The sequence below is a fragment of the Novispirillum itersonii genome, assembly GCF_014205675.1.
GTDB classification, from domain to species: domain Bacteria; phylum Pseudomonadota; class Alphaproteobacteria; order Rhodospirillales; family Rhodospirillaceae; genus Novispirillum; species Novispirillum itersonii_A.
The window spans coordinates 82,062-97,112 of sequence record NZ_JACIIX010000012.1 but is presented as its reverse complement, the minus strand read 5'-3'; the positions used below and the strand labels follow the sequence as shown (position 1 = coordinate 97,112).

General features: G+C 67.8%; 10 protein-coding genes. 1 reads left to right on the top strand and 9 read right to left on the bottom strand.

Going from position 1 to position 15,051, the window contains the following annotated elements; genetic code table 11:
• Positions 1 to 64: 64 nt before the first annotated feature.
• The 8 genes from FHS48_RS15190 to hflK form a co-directional block, all read right to left on the bottom strand.
• Positions 65 to 1,309, bottom strand: a complete 1,245-nt coding sequence (locus tag FHS48_RS15190; RefSeq protein ID WP_184264555.1) for an MFS transporter — start codon at positions 1,307 to 1,309, stop codon at positions 65 to 67.
• Positions 1,309 to 3,366: a TonB-dependent receptor gene (locus FHS48_RS15185; protein WP_184264553.1), complete on the bottom strand. Its 2,058-nt coding sequence runs from the start codon at positions 3,364 to 3,366 to the stop codon at positions 1,309 to 1,311. Before FHS48_RS15185 ends, FHS48_RS15190 begins: the two co-directional genes overlap by 1 nt.
• A gap of 165 nt (positions 3,367 to 3,531) precedes the next feature.
• Complete coding sequence (locus FHS48_RS15180) at positions 3,532 to 4,539, bottom strand: helix-turn-helix transcriptional regulator (protein ID WP_184264551.1); 1,008 nt, start codon at positions 4,537 to 4,539, stop codon at positions 3,532 to 3,534.
• Between the two features lie 78 nt (positions 4,540 to 4,617).
• Positions 4,618 to 6,399, bottom strand: coding sequence for an ABC transporter ATP-binding protein (locus FHS48_RS15175; RefSeq protein WP_184264549.1), 1,782 nt, complete (start codon positions 6,397 to 6,399; stop codon positions 4,618 to 4,620).
• Positions 6,396 to 8,162: an ABC transporter ATP-binding protein gene (locus FHS48_RS15170; protein WP_184264547.1), complete on the bottom strand. Its 1,767-nt coding sequence runs from the start codon at positions 8,160 to 8,162 to the stop codon at positions 6,396 to 6,398. Before FHS48_RS15170 ends, FHS48_RS15175 begins: the two co-directional genes overlap by 4 nt.
• A 195-nt stretch (positions 8,163 to 8,357) precedes the next feature.
• Positions 8,358 to 9,968 carry a DegQ family serine endoprotease gene (locus FHS48_RS15165; RefSeq protein ID WP_184264545.1) on the bottom strand — a complete coding sequence of 537 codons (1,611 nt, stop codon included), beginning with the start codon at positions 9,966 to 9,968 and terminating at the stop codon, positions 8,358 to 8,360.
• Positions 9,969 to 10,323: 355 nt separating this feature from the next.
• A complete protein-coding gene (gene hflC / locus FHS48_RS15160; protein ID WP_184264543.1) occupies positions 10,324 to 11,193 on the bottom strand; it encodes a protease modulator HflC in 870 nt (289 codons plus the stop codon).
• The gene (gene hflK / locus FHS48_RS15155; RefSeq protein WP_184264541.1) at positions 11,193 to 12,365 is read right to left on the bottom strand and encodes an FtsH protease activity modulator HflK; all 1,173 of its coding nucleotides are present in this window, start codon (positions 12,363 to 12,365) and stop codon (positions 11,193 to 11,195) included. The genes hflC and hflK overlap by 1 nt, the downstream gene beginning before the upstream one ends.
• 429 nt (positions 12,366 to 12,794) lie before the next feature.
• Here hflK and apbC point away from each other — a divergent pair, with 429 nt between their 5' ends.
• Positions 12,795 to 13,943: an iron-sulfur cluster carrier protein ApbC gene (gene apbC / locus FHS48_RS15150; protein WP_184264539.1), complete on the top strand. Its 1,149-nt coding sequence runs from the start codon at positions 12,795 to 12,797 to the stop codon at positions 13,941 to 13,943.
• 87 nt (positions 13,944 to 14,030) lie between these two features.
• On the opposite strand, the gene FHS48_RS15145 is transcribed toward apbC, so the two are convergent.
• Positions 14,031 to 14,939: an MBL fold metallo-hydrolase gene (locus tag FHS48_RS15145; protein ID WP_184264537.1), complete on the bottom strand. Its 909-nt coding sequence runs from the start codon at positions 14,937 to 14,939 to the stop codon at positions 14,031 to 14,033.
• Between the last annotated feature and the right edge of the window lie 112 nt (positions 14,940 to 15,051).

The following is a 15,051-nucleotide window of genomic DNA, read 5'->3' as shown; positions in this document are numbered from 1 at the left end:
AACCGCCGCTCCGGGTCTCCGGGGCGGCGGTTCTGTTTGGGAAAACCCTGTCGGATGGCAGGGATCAGGACGGACGGCTGCCGGACAGGCCACGGACGGAGACGACCAGCAGCAGGCACAGCAGGCACAGCAGAGCGGCACACAGAAAGGTCCGGCTGTATCCGGCGTATCCGGCCAGAGCGGCCCCGCCGCTGCCGCACAGGATGGCGGTGATCACGCTGGTGGACTGGAACAGGGCAAAGTCCGTGGCCGCCCGCTGCCGGTCACTCAGTGCCATCAGGCGGGTGTAGAGGGCGACAAATCCGGCGGAGACCGCTGCGGTTCCGCCAAGGACCGCTGCCGCAACCGCCCATGGACTGGTTCCGGCCAGTGGCCCGCCCGGCATCAGGGCCGCCAGCAGCAGGAAGCAGGCCGCCTGTGCCGGCAGGATGGCGGCCATGGCCCGGCGGGCCCGGCCCTGCCGCGACAGGCCCCAGCCCACCGCCGTCCCGGTCAGGGCGGCAATCAGGGTGGCCGGGCCGGTGACCAGACTCACCTGTTCCAGCGACAGGCCGCTGTCGATCAGCACCGGGCCGGTCAGGGCCAGCGTGATCCGGCCCCCGGCCTCGAAGCACAGGGTCAGCAGCAGACCGGCCTGCACGTTCCGGCAGGTCAGGGCCTGCCACAGGCTGCTCCGCCGCTGCGCCTCCGGCGGGGGAGACGGAGGATCTCCGGCGGGCAGCAGCCGCGCGGACAGGCCGCACGCCAGCAGCAGGGCGGCGATGACCAGCACCGCCCCGGTCCAGCCGGTCCAGCCGGACAGCAGGGTGAACAGACCGCTGCCAAGGGCGGTTCCGGCATAGCCCCCGGCAATCTGCACCGTGCTGCCATCCTGCCGCCGCCGCTCGGGAAGGGTGCGGATCAGCAGGGCGTCGCAGGCGGTGTCCACGGTTGCCGCCAGCAGGGCCGTCAGCGCCAGCACCGTCAGCAGCAGCGGGACGGTGGCGGCCAGCCCGGTGTTCCCGCCGGGCAGAAAGGCCAGCCCGCCAATCAGCGCGGCGGGCAGAACCGCCCCGGCGGTCAGGATCTGCCGGGTCCGCTGCGGGGTGATCCATGGTGCCCACAGGGCCTTCAGGGCCCACGGCGCCATGATCAGCGAGATCAGGCCGATCTGTTCCACCGGCACCCCGCCGCTGCGCAGCACGGTGGGGATGCCGACGAAGGACAGGCCGCCGATCATCCCCTGCGCCGTATACAGGGCTGCGGCCACGGTCAGGGTGCGGGCGATGGCGGGGGTGTCCGCCGTGTTCAGCCCGGCGTCGGCCCCCATCAGAAGGTGACCCCGCCCTTGATGCCGACCACCCGGCCGTCGCCGAGGTTGCTGTAGGTGGTGCCGCCGTTGAAGCTGTAGGTGCGGTACTGGCGGTCGGTGAGGTTTTCGGCAAACAGGCTGACGGTGGCCCCGGAGTCCAGCGCCAGATCCAGCGACAGGTCGAACAGGGCGTATCCGCCCTGCGCCATGGTGTTGGCCGGGTCAAAATAGGTCCGCGAGGTATAGCGGGTGGCCCCGCGCACGCTCAGGTCCCCCGGCAGGCCGGTGGCGGGCAGGAAGTAGGTGGCCGAGGCGTTGAGCAGGAGATCCGGGGCATAGGGCAGGCGCTTGTCGGTATAGCTGGCGTTGCTGACCGGATCGGTGGCGCTGGTGAAGGTGGACCGGCCGACGGTGCCGCCGAAGGTCAGCCGCAGGGAGTCCACCGGGCGGACCACAGTATCAAACTCCAGCCCGACGCTGCGGGACTCGCCCATGTTGCGCAGGGTCTGGAACGGGGATCCGGCGACATTGACGTAGATCTGCTTGTCCTCGGCCTCGATCCAGTAGGCGGTGGTGCTGACTTCCACCCGGTTCCCGGCGAAGTGGCCGGTCCAGCCGATTTCGGCGTTGGTCGAGGTCTCGGGGGAATAGGGCTGGGCATCGGCGGCGCTGGTGACGGTGTGGTTGAAGCCGCCGGGCTTGTAGCCCTGACTGAGCTGGGCATGCAGGCGGTGATCCGGGGTCACCTGCCATCCGGCGGCCAGCTTGGGCGTCACCGCGTCAAAGTCGGCGCTGTTGCTGAAGGACAGGGCCGGGTAGGCCGCCATCAGGCCATTGGCCCGGGTCGCTTCGGTCTTGGCCTGATCGTAGGAATAGCGGACCCCGGCGGTCAGGTCGACGGTGGGGGTCAGGTGGTAGGTGCCTTCCCCGAAGGCGGCGGTGCCGGTGGTTGTGACAGAGGAGTCGGAGGCCCCGACCACCCCGCCGAAGTAGGGGCCGGTCTGGCGGTCGAAATCGGTCTGTCCGGCATAGAGGCCGACCACCCCGTTGTAGCGGTCACCGGTGAGGGCGTAGCGCAGTTCCTGCGACAGGGTCTTCTGCTGTTCCGGCTGATACAGGCCGTAGGCGGAGCGGTCGAGGTCGCGGTCCTGATAGGCGGTGATGCTGCTGATGGTGCCGGGGCCGACCCGGTAGTCGGCGTTCACGGCCAGACTGGTCAGGGTTTTGTGGCTGCGGGGATGGGCGTAGACGGCGCTGTTGGTGCTGCGCTGGTGGATGTCGCTGACTACCACCTCCTCGTTGCTGTTTTCCTCAATCCGGCTGGCACTGACGGCAAGATCGAGCGGGCCGCCCTGCGGGGCGAAGCGCAGGCGGGCACGGGCATCGCGGTTCTGGCGGTCATCGACCGAGGACCCGCCGGTGGCGGCATCATCAATGGTGCCGTCCCGCCACGATCCGCCCAAGGACAGATCCCCGTACAGCCGCCCGGGATCCAGCACCTGCGTGGTGCTGATGCGGCTGTCCTGCCCGGCGGTGGACAGTCCGGCGCTGACGGTGGTGCGGGCGCTGTCCGGGCGGCGGGTGATGATGTTGATCACCCCGCCATAGGCCCCGGCCCCGTAAAGGCTGCCCTGCGGGCCTTTCAGGAGTTCCACGCGGTCCACATCGGTCAGGGCCTGCGACAGGGTGGCGGGATCCTGCGGAACGCCGTCAACATAGACCTGCACCGCCGGATTATAGAAATCCGGGGAGGACATGCCGCGGATGCTGACGTTGGCATAGGTGCTGCTGCCCCGGGCGCTGATGTGCAGGCCGGGGAAGACCTTTTCGAGGTCGGTGATGGTTCTGACCCCGGCTTCCTCCAGATCCGCGCCGCTGCGGACCAGAACCGAGGAATCGGTGGCGCCGCTGGCCTGCGGGCGCTTGTTGGCGGTGACGGTCACGGTCGGCAGGCTGGCAGGGTCGGCGGCCTGCGCCGGGGCGGGCAGCCCAAGCAGGGCGGCCACCGCAACTCCGGCGGCCCCAATAATCCCGGCAGAAGGTGCCAGCGTCTGTTGCATCCGGTCCTGTTTCATCGGAGGAGATCCTTGTCATGGCTTCTGTGCCGCAAGGCGTAGCAAGCCGGGTCCCCGGTCGGCCAACGGGATCAGGAAGCCACCGGCGGGGATCCGCATTAAAAATGATAATGAGATGCGGTTGCACCCGTTGCGGGGCGGTGGGGGGGCAGCGGGGGGCGGGCCTTATCCGCCGGTGGTGGCGTAACGGCTGGGGGCGACGCCGTAATAGCGGCGGAAGATCTTGGCGAAATGGGCCGGATTGGCGTAGCCGACCGACAGCGCGATCTCGGTGACCGAGGCATCGTCTTCGGCCAGACGCCGCGCCGCCTCTTTCATCCGCAGTTCCTGCACCGTGGCATAGACCGAATTGCCGAACAGGCTGCGGAACCCCTGTTTCAGCTTGTTTTCATTCAGGCCGGACTGCCGGGCCAGCTCCCGCAGCGAGGGGGGATTTTCCAGATCGGCAGCCAGCAGGGCATAGGCGGTCTGCAACCGGCTGCGGTCCCGCCCGGACAGGACGATGCTGCCTGCGGGTTCCCCCGGTGCGGTCGGGTCCGGCCCAAGCCCGCCGAGGGCGAGGGCCAGCACCTCAAAGGCCCGGGCTTCCAGCAGCAGGCGGGCACTGGCCCCCTGCGTCGGTGCGGCCAGCAGGCGTTCCGCCATCTGGCGCAGCTCTGCCGTCAGCGGGCGGTAGGTGAACTCGACGCTGGTTCCGGCCGGAAAGCGGACGGTGCCGGATCCGGCAGGAATGACCGTCGCCGCCGGGTCCAGCAGGGGGCGGACGTAGGCGTCCTCAAAACGGAAATCGACCATACGGATCCGGGTTCCCGCCGGAACGGAAAATCCGCCCCGGGCCGGTCCGGCCGAGATCATCACCGACAGGGTGCCCGGTTGCAGCGGGTAGCGGTGGCTGTCGCCGTCCAGCCAGGTCGAGCCTGCCGCCTCAAGAATCAGGCCGACATGCAGGCCGCTGCCGCATTCCTTTTCCCCGGACAGCTCCTGTGCCGTCGTCAGATCCCGCAGCATCACCAGCAGTCCGGGGCGCAGCCACAGGCAGTCATCGCGTCCGGCCTTTGCGGTGCCGCCGCTGTGGATGTCCTCCCGGTGATGCAGGGGGGCGGGGGCCGAGGTCTGCTGAAGGGTTGGCGACAGGGGAAAGGTGGAAACGCTGTTCATGTCCGGCGGGTCCATGCAGTCAGTCCGGGAAGGGGCCGGACAGTCCGGACTGACTGTAGGAATAATCAGAAGATAATGCAAATCATTCTTAATTTATGCCGGAGGGCGGTGCCAGCCGGGGGCGGCGGACAGGGCAGACCACAGGCCGCTGTACACCGGGCTGGTCGCCAGCAGACCGGCGTGGGTGCCGCAGGAGTCAACACGGCCCTGATCGAGGACGACGATCCGGTCGGCATGCCGGACGGTCCACAGGCGGTGGGCGATGACGATCAGGGTCCGTCCCTGCGCCAGGTCCGACAGGGCGTCCTGCACCAGCCGTTCGTTCTCCACATCCAGCGCCGAGGTCGCTTCGTCGAGGATCATCACCGGGCAATCCTGCAAAAACAGCCGGGCCAGTGCCAGCCGCTGCCGCTCGCCGCCGGACAGGGCCGCCCCGCCGTTGCTGAGGACGGTGTCATAGCCCTGCGGCAGCGACAGGATCAGGTCATGGCAGCGGGCCCGGCGGGCGGCGGTTTCGATCTCCTCCTGTGAGGCTGACGGGCGGCCCAGCCGGATGTTGTCGCCGACCGACAGGCTGAACAGGGTGACATGCTGCGGCATCATGCCGACCCGGTGCGGCAGGGCACCCGGCGGCAGGGCGGACAGGTCCTGCCCGTCCAGCAGGATCTGGCCGCCGGTCGGGGACAGATGCCCGGCGGCCAGAAGGGCGACGGTGGTTTTTCCGGCCCCGGTATGGCCGACCAGTGCGGTCAGCCCGCCTGCCGGGGCGGTGAAACTGACCTGCCGCAGGGCGGCGGTGCCGTCGGTATGGGTCAGGCTGACCGCCCGGAAGGTGACCTCCGGCGGGCTGTCCGGTGCCGGAAGGGTGCCGGTCGGTGCCGGGCCGGTCGTCGCGGTGGTCTCCAGCAGGCCGGACAGGCGGCGGGCGGAAATCGACATCTGTTGCAGCAGGGCGGAAAACTCCACCAGCTCGATCACCGGGCCGAACAGGCGCAGGGTCAGGAACAGGAACAGCAGGAACGGCCCGCTCGACAGGTCCCCGGCGATCAGGCGGTGGGTGGCCATGCCGATAGTGGCCGATCCGGCCCCGGCCACCAGCACCGGCACGCAGATGGCGGCGACCACATAGCGGGCGGTCAGGGCCTTTCCGGCATCGCGCATCTGCTCCATCGCCTGATGGGCCCGGTGCAGGTGGCGGGTGGTCAGGGCAAAGGCCTTCAGCACCGGCATGCCGTGCAGCATTTCGATCAGGCGGCTGTTCAGGTCGGCCCCGGCATCGGACAGGCGTTCTCCGGCCTGCCGTTGCAGGCGGGCCGCCAGCAGCAGGGCCGGGCCCAGCAGCAGGGCCGCCACCAGCAGCGGCAGGCCCAGCACCGGGTCCGCCACCATCGCCCCGGCAATCGCCGCCAGCGGAAACAGGATGCCCTGCACCATCTTCGGCAGGAGGATGCCGGGGAACACCTCCAGACGGGCAATATCGGTCATCAGCACCGAGGCCGGATCCGGCCCGCCGCCGTCTGCGGCGGCAGGGGGGCGGCTGCGCAGCCGCAACAGGCAGTCGCGGCGCAGGCGGGCGGTCATGGCGTAGCCGGTCAGGGTTCCGGTTTTTCCGGCAGCCCCGGCCACCGCCAGTTGCAGCAGGGCCGCGGTGCCGAGGATCCCTGCCGCCACCACCGCCGGGGGCAGACCGGGCAGGCCGGGCAGCTCCGGCAGCGGCGGCACATGGGCCGGGTCAAGGAGGGCGGCGGCGATCCACACCGCCATCGACAGGGGGACCATCAGCAACAGGCCCTCTGCCAGCCGCAGCACCAGCGACAGGATCAGGGACCGGCGCTCCGGTCCGGCCAGCCGGAGCAGATCGAAAAGGGCGGTCATGTGTGTTTTCCTGAAGAACGGAGATCCCAGCCGAGGTTGCTCTGCTGGAGTGACCACAGCCGGGCATAAGCCGGACAGGTGGCGAGAAGATGCGGGTGGGGGCCTTCGGCGATCACCCGGCCCCGGTCCACAAACACCAGATGGTCGGCGTGACAGGTGCTGTCGAGGCGGTGCGACACCACGGCGATGGTCCGTTCCCCCGGCAGCCCGGCAATCGCCTGCTGGAGCAGGGCCTCGTGGACCGGATCGACGGAGGCGGACACTTCGTCCAGCAGCAGCACCGGCGGCTGCCCCAGAAGGGTGCGGGCCAGAGACAGCCGCTGGCGCTGGCCGCCGCTGAGGCGGTGCCCGCCCCGGCCGAGCCGGGTGGCGTAGCCATCGGGCAGGGCGGTGATCACATCCTCGCAGCGGGCGAGGCTGACCGCCCGGTGTAGGGCGGCGTCTGCCTCCGGTCCTTCCGTCGGGTGCCCCCCGGCGGACAGGGCAAGGCGCAGGTTGGCCTCCACCGTATCGTCGAACAGGAAAGTGTCCTGACTGACCAGACCGATGCAGCGGGCCAGATCGGTGGACGGCAGATCGCGCAGGTCGGTGCCGCCCAGCCGGATCTGGCCGCTGTCCGGGTCGGAGAACCGGGCTGCCAGCCGCAGCAGGGTGCTTTTTCCGCCCCCGGACGGGCCGACAATGGCGGTCAGGCGGCCAGCGGGGAGGGTGAGGCTGACCCGGTCGAGAATCAGCGTGCCGTTGGCGCTGAAGCTGACAGCGTCAAAGGTCAGGTCCTTGCGCTGGGGCAGGGCGGCAGGCTGCCGGGGCTCCGGCAGGACCGGGGCGGTGTGAATGGCACTGATTTTCCGTTCCGCCTGTACCACCCGCAGGGTGATTTCCCCGTACACGGTCAGGCGCAGCAGCGGCGGCCCCAGCCCGGTGGCGGCAAGAAGGGCGAAGGCGGCCTCCGTCGGCGGGCTGCTGCCGGTGGCGGTCAGCCACAGGGCCAGCGGCGCGATGAACAGCAGCCAGGCCCCGGCCACCACCGTATAGGCCGCCCACGACGGCCCCCACAGCCGGTACCAGTCCGCCGCGAAGCCCCGGAAGTCTTCGATCCGGGCCAGCAGAGTGGTTTCCACCGGCGACCCGGGGCCGACGCCGCGCAGGGTGGGCAGGCCCTGCGTGTATTCCACCGTTGCCCCGTTAATGGCCCCGATCCGGCTGAAGTAATCCCCCATCCGGGTGCCGTGGCCCTGCATCATCCGCTTCTGGACCAGCAGGGCCACCGGCACGATGCCAAGGGCCGCCAGCGCATAGCGCCAGTCCACCGCCGCCATCAGCCCCAGCACCAGCAGCGGCGACATCAGGCAGGCGGTCATGTCTGGCAGCTGATGACTGAGGAACAGTTCCAGCACCTCGACATCCTCATGCAGGGTCCGCTTCAGGGCCCCGGTCTGGCGGGCGGTGAAGTAGCCCAGCGGCATACGGGGCAGCCGGTCGGCCAGATCGCGGCGGATCCGGTAGAGGGTGTCAAAGGCGGCGGCGTGGGCCAGCCCGGTGGACAGGCCCTGTGCCACCGGCGGCAGCACCAGACAGGCGGCAAGAAACGCCGCACCGGAGAGGGTCGGTCCGGTGGCTTCCCGCACCGCCACCAGAAACGGCAGCACGGCCAGCAGGCTTCCGGCGGCGGCGAGCAGGCAGGCGACGGCCAGCGGCCACCGCCGGGCGCGGGCGAGGGTCAGGACGGCTTTCAGGCCACCCGGAGGAGTATCCTTGGTCACGGTGTCCTCGGAAAATGCACAGGGGCGATCCCCGGTTTCGGGGGGAGGACTGTCAGGGATCCGGTGGCCGGGCAGCCACCGGGATCAGGACCGGAAAACCGTGATCCGGATAAAATGCGGGCCTGAAAGCAGACCGCCCCGGAGGTTTCCCTCCGGGGCGGCTGTATCTCAGGGGCAGGATGAGGATCTGAACGGTCAGTTGCCGATGTTGACCGGCACGTACTTCATGTCGTTGCCGACCTGTACCAGCAGCAGCACCGACTTCCGCCCGCTTTCCTTGGTCTTGGCCACCTGTTCGGCCATGTCCCCGGCGGACTTCAGTTCCTTGCCGCCCATTTCCAGCAGCACGTTGCCGCGGCGGATGCCCTTTTCCTCAGCCGGGCCCTTGGCGGTCACATCGGTGACGATCAGGCCCTTGGTGATGGTGTCGGGCAGGCTGTACTTGGCGCGGCTGGCGGCCGTGACCGGGGTCACCGACAGGCCCAGCGACTTGACGGCGCTGCTTTCGACCGCAGCGGTTTCCTTCTTCTTCGGGGCGTCGGCCTTGGCCTGCTGTTCTTCGTCCTTCAGCTCGCCGACCTTGACCTTGACGGTCTTGCGTTCGCCGTCACGCCACACCACCACCGGCACACTGTCACCGATCTTGCTTTCGGCGACCATGGCGGGCAGGCGGCGCATTTCCTTCACTTCACGGCTGTCCCATTCCAGAATCACGTCCCCGGTCTGGATGCCGGCACCGATGGCCGGGCTGCCGTCCTCGATCCCGGCGACCAGCGCGCCACGGGCTTTCTTCAGGCCAAGGCTTTCGGCGATTTCGTCGGTGACGGTCTGGATGCGGACCCCCAGCCAGCCCCGGCGGGTTTTGCCATACTTGCGCAGGTCTTCCAGCACCGGCTTCAGCAGGTTGGCCGGAGAGGCGAAGCCGATGCCGACGCTGCCGCCCGACGGCGAGTAGATGGCGGTGTTCACGCCGACCACCTGACCGTCCATGTTGAACAGCGGGCCGCCGGAGTTGCCACGGTTGATCGGGGCATCGGTCTGGAGGAAGCTGTCATAGGGACCGGCGTTAATATCGCGGGTCTTGGCCGACAGGATCCCGGCGGTGACGGTGCCACCCAGCCCGAACGGGTTGCCGATTGCCATCACCCAGTCGCCGACGCGGGCCTTGTCGGAATCGCCGAAATCGACGTAGGGCAGCTTGCGCTTGGCATCGACCTTCAGCAGGGCGATGTCCACCTTGGCGTCGCGGCCGATCAGCTCCGCCTTCAGGGCGGTATCGTCGGACAGGATGACGGTGATTTCATCGGCATCCTGAATGACGTGGTTGTTGGTGACGATGTAGCCGTCCGGATCGACGATGAAGCCGGACCCGAGCGAGGTGGCGCGCTGCGTCGGCTGATCGCCGCCGTTGCCGCCGTTGCGGCCGGGGTTCTGGCGTTCCAGATAGTCCTTGAAGAATTCCTCGAACGGTGAGCCGGGCGGGAACTGCGGCATGTCCGGGCTGCGGTCGGCGGAAATGGTCTGGGAGGTGGAGATGTTGACCACCGCCGGCAGCAGGCGTTCCGCCAGATCGGCGAAGCTGTCGGGGGTGCCACGGGCCTGTGCCTGCGCCATCTGCGACACCAGCACCATCAGGGCAGCGGCCAGCGCCAGCATCCATGCGGCGGTGCCAGTGCTGGTTGCGGCGCGCAGGGCCATGGCCCGGGCGGTGGCGCGGCGGGGCAGGGGGTGGCCCGCCGGGGCGCTGTCAGATCCCGCAGCCTGCGGCAGGGAACGGGAAAGGGGGGAGCGATAGGCAGAAAACACGCTTGCCTCCGTAACTGTCTTCATAGGGGCGTACCCGCAGATACCCGGTGCCGTGGTTCCGCCGCACCGTCTGATTTTTTCCGGGCCGGAGCCTGTTGAAAACTCAGGCAGCTTCCCGGACAGAGGGCAGGCGGTGGGGCCGGATCACGGCACCCCAGTATGTGGGGCACTCTGTGATGGCATTCAAGAACAATTGCCCTGAACGGAGCCTGAACCGGTTGTTTTTCATCGGTACAGGCGATGGGGGATCATTGGGCGGGTTAATCGGGGCAAAACGAGGGCAAGGGGGATTCTGTCAGGATCCGGACAGCAAAAAAGCGGGGTTTCCCCCGCTTTTCCGTCACAGATCCTGATCTTACTTCTGCGGTGCTTTGCCGAAGTAACGGAAGAATTCCGAATCCGGGCTGAGGACCATGGTGGTCCGGCCATCCCCCAACGCCTGCCGGTAGGCATCCATCGAGCGGTAGAAGCGGAAGAATTCCGCATCCCGGCCATAGGCATCGCCGAGGATCTTGTTGCGGGCACCGTCGCCTTCCCCGCGCAGCACTTCCGCCTCGCGGCGGGCGTCGGCCAGCAGGCCGGTGCGGGTGCGGTCGGCTTCGGCCTGAATCTTCACCTTCAGCTCTTCGCCTTCGGCGCGCAGCTGGGCGGCCTGTGCCACACGGTCAGACCGCATGCGGTTGAACACCGACTGCGAGGTCTGCTGCGGCAGATCGGTGCGGCCGATACGGACGTCGATGATCTCGATGCCGAATTCCGGGGCACGCTGGGCGACGGTGCGGCTGATCCGCTTCATCACGTCGCCGCGCTTTTCGGTCAGCAGGTCGGTCAGCTCGCTTTCGCCCATTTCCTTGCGGACGGCGGCGTTGAGGATGCCGCCCAGACGGTTGCGCAGGTTATCTTCCAGCCGGACGGTCTTGTAGAATTCCAGCGGATCAACGATGCGGTAACGGGCGTAGGTATCGACGATGATGCGCTTCTGGTCGATCAGCGGCAGTTCCTGCGTCGGCGGATCAAGGTCCAGCACCCGGTTGTCGTAATACAGCACGTTCTGGATGAACGGGATCTTGAACTGAAGACCGGGTTCCTTGATCACCCGCACCGGATTGCCGAGCTGAAGGACAATCACCTGTTCGGTCTGGCGAACAGTGAACATCGCGCTGCTGGCCAGAATGGCGACGGCGGCAACCGCAACCCCGAAAATGCCGAGTTTGGTGGTGCTCATCACTTGCTCTCCTGACCCTGAAGCGCTTTGCGGACTTCCGGCAGCGGCAGGTACGGCACCGCGCCACCGGCCTTGTCGAGGATGACCTTGTCGGACTGCTTCAGCACGTCCTGCATGGTTTCCAGATACAGGCGCTGGGTGGTCACATCACGGGCATTGCGGTAGGTCTCGTAGACCGACAGGAAGCGGGCGGCTTCCCCTTCGGCGTCCTTCACCACGCGGTCGCGGTAGGCGGAGGCCTCCTGAATCAGCCGCTCCGATTCCCCCTTGGCGCGGGGCAGGATGTCGTTGCGGTAGGTGTTGGCCTCGTTCTGAAGGCGTTCCTTGTCCTGACGGGCGCGCTGCACGTCGTTGAAGGCGTCGATCACTTCCTGCGGCGGGTCAGCCTTCTGAAGCTGCACGTCCAGCACCGTCACCCCCGCCTTGTAGGTATCAAGGATCCCCTGCAACAGGTCGCGGGCGCGGGTCTGGGCCTCGCCACGGCCGGTGGTCATCGCCACTTCCAGCGGGGTGCGGCCGATCACCTCACGCATCGCGCTTTCGGCGGCGGCGCGGATGGTGGTTTCGTGGTCACGGATGTTGAACAGGAATTCCCCGGCATCGCGGATACGCCACTGCACGATGAAATCCACATCGATGATGTTCTGGTCACCGGTCAGCATCTGGCCACCGGCGGCGGCATCGGCCCCGCGGCGGGCATCGCGGCCCCCGATGGCGACCTGACGGGTTTCCGTCACGCGCGGGGTCATCACCTCGCCGACCGGAGCCGGGAACCAGTAGTTCAGGCCGGGGCCGGTGGTCTTGACGAACTTGCCAAACAGCAGTTCCACGCCCTGCTGGTCCGGGTTGACGCGGTAGAAGCCGGTGGCCATCCACGCCACCAGCATGCCCAGCACCACCAGAACGATGGCGCGCGGGCCGCCGAAGCCGCCGGGCATCACCTGCTTCAGGCGTTCCTGTCCCTGCCGCAGCAGATCGTCCAGATCCGGCGGCTGCGGCCCACGGCCACCGCCGCCATTGCCACCGTTCCCCCACGGGTTGCCCCGGTTGCCATCGTTACCCGGCCCGCCGTTGCCGCCGTTGCCCGGGCCACCGTTGCCACCGTTGCCGGATCCGCCGCCCCACGGGCCGCCTCCGCCGCCCCAGGGACCGCCCTGATTGCTGGAACCCATTGAGTCCTACCTCTCTATGTTGTCCTGTTTATCCTAATGGCCCGTCACCGGGCCTTAGGGGTTGTCCTGTTTATCCTGTGGCCCGTCGCCGGGCCTTAGGGTGGCAAGTGTGGTGAAACCTGACCGCCGTCAAGGCCGGGGCAGGGGAAAACCGTTCTCGTGACCGGGGTCTGTCCCCCGGCTGCCGCAGGCGGCCCGGGGACGGCAGGATGTAATTGGCCCTTGTGTTTACCGTCGCGGATGCCGAAATTGCTGGCTTCGGGTCCGTCAGGACGCAACACAGTCGCCGGGTTTCCGGCCCCGGCCGGAAGACTGTTTTCGCGATATCGTCATCCGGTTATAGGCGATGACGGCAGCGCGGGCAACTCCCGGTCAGGGCGGTGATGTCGGGCCGGACAGAATGATGATGATCGGGTGAGTGAGGAAAAAATGGCGGCTGTCGCTCAGGAACATGTGGTTGCCGCCCTGCGCGGGGTGAAGACCCCGCAGGGGCAGGATGTGGTGGACGCTGGCTGGGTCGGCGGCGTGGTGATCCGCGACGGCCACGTGATGGTGACGCTGGAGGTGCCGCCGGAACTGGGACCGGCGCTGGAGCCGGTGCGCAAGCTGGCGGAGCAGGTGGTGCACGGCCTGCCGGGGGTGCTGACGGCGCAGGTGGTGCTGACCGCCCACAACAAACCGGGCCAGAGCGCCGCGCCGCAGGCAGGGCACGCCCATCACGGTCATTCTCACGGCCCTTCTCATGGCCCGGCGGCAGGCCGCCCGGCGCAGGGCATGCTGGAACTGCCGGGGGTGAAAAAGATCATCGCCGTCGCCTCGGGCAAGGGCGGGGTCGGCAAGTCCACCACCGCCGCCAATCTGGCGCTGGCGCTGGCGAAGCTGGGCCTGAAGGTCGGTCTGTTCGATGCCGATATTTACGGCCCCAGCGTGCCGCGCCTGATGGGGATCCCCCATGCCAAGCCGGTCGGGGGAGAACAGGGCGGGATGGAACCGCTGGAAGCCCACGGCCTGAAGGTGATGTCGATCGGTTTTCTGGTGCCGGAAGACAGCCCGGTGGTGTGGCGCGGCCCGATGGTGATGGGCGCGCTGGAACAGATGCTGCGTGATGTCAACTGGGGCGATCTGGATGTGATGGTGGTGGATATGCCGCCGGGCACCGGCGACACCCAGCTGACCATGAGCCAGCGGGTGCCGCTGGCCGGGGCGGTGATCGTCTCCACCCCGCAGGATATCGCTCTGCTGGATGCCCGCAAGGGGCTGGCGATGTTCGAGAAGGTCAAGGTGCCGATTCTCGGCATCATCGAGAACATGAGCTACCACGTCTGTTCCAACTGCGGACACCGCGAAGACGTGTTCAGCCACGGCGGTGCCCACCGCACCGCTGATGAGCTGGGCGTGCCGTTCCTGGGGGAAATCCCGCTGGATATCCGTATCCGCGAAACCGCCGATGCCGGAACCCCGGTGGTGGTCGCTGATCCCGATGGCCCGCATGCCAAGGCTTACGGTGCGATTGCCGAAAGCCTGCGCCAGACTCTGAAGGTGGAAAAGCGTAAAAAGCCGCTGTTCAAGTTCTTCTGATCGGTTCCGGCAGATCAGAACGCCGACGGGCGTGAAAACGGGCGTGGAAGGGATCTTCCGCGCCCGTTTTGTCTCAGACCGGGCGGTTTAGCCCCATTTCATCTCGCCTTTGGCCACTTTGGCACCGATCTCCAGCGCCACGCCCATGCCCAGACCGGGGAAGCGGCTTTCCATGGCCGCTTTCAGGGCCGCAGAATCGGCGGCCTTGGCCAGTTCTTCCTCAAAAGCCAGCAGATACCGGCGGGTGTGATCGATGGCGGAGCGGTCAAAGGCGCTGCCGGAGGCGAGATGACCGGCCACCACCACGGCGGGCTGGCGGGCGGTGAGCCCCTCCAGCGCGGCCAGCCACGCCGCCCGTTCGGCCTTGGTCGGGGTGTCGGCAACCCAGACATGAACCCCGGAGAAGATCAGCACCCCGCCAAACAGCGCCTGAAGTGACGGCACCCACAGGGTGCGGCGGTTGGTCATGCCGGGGGTGGTCAGGATCTCCACGGTTTCGCCGTCCACGCTCAGGGCCGGGCCGTCGAAGGCCTCGGGGATCACGATATCGGCCAGCGACTGCGGGCCGTTGTCCTTCAGTTGCGGCCCCCATACCGCCAGCTTCTTCTCCACCGTGGCGCGGATGGCGGCAACGGTGGCGGAGGCGGCGAGGATCCGGGCCTGCGGGAAGGCATCGCGCACCGGCTTCAGGCTGAAATAATAATCGGGGTCCGACTGGCTGACGTAGACGGTGGTCAGGGTCTTGCCGCTGGCCTTGAGGGCGGCGACCACCGCCTGACCATCGGCGTAGGTGAAGCCGCCGTCGATCAGAACGGCTTCGGTCGGACCGGTGAGCAGCACCGGGGCGCGGAAAAAGCCATTGGCTCCGGCGGGGATGGCCTGCCAGCTCAGGCGGGCGGGCGCAGCGGCGCGGGTGACAGCGGCAACGGCGGGCAGGGTGGCGGCGGTGGCCCCGGCAAACAGGGCGGCTTTCAGGAACTGACGGCGGGATGGCATGGTGGGGATCTCCTCGACGGGGAATAAGGGGTCGTTGGAAAAGACCATACGGTTGCCAGATTGATTGATAAATAAGGTGTAATCAGACAGACTGTCTGCTTAAGAAAGACAA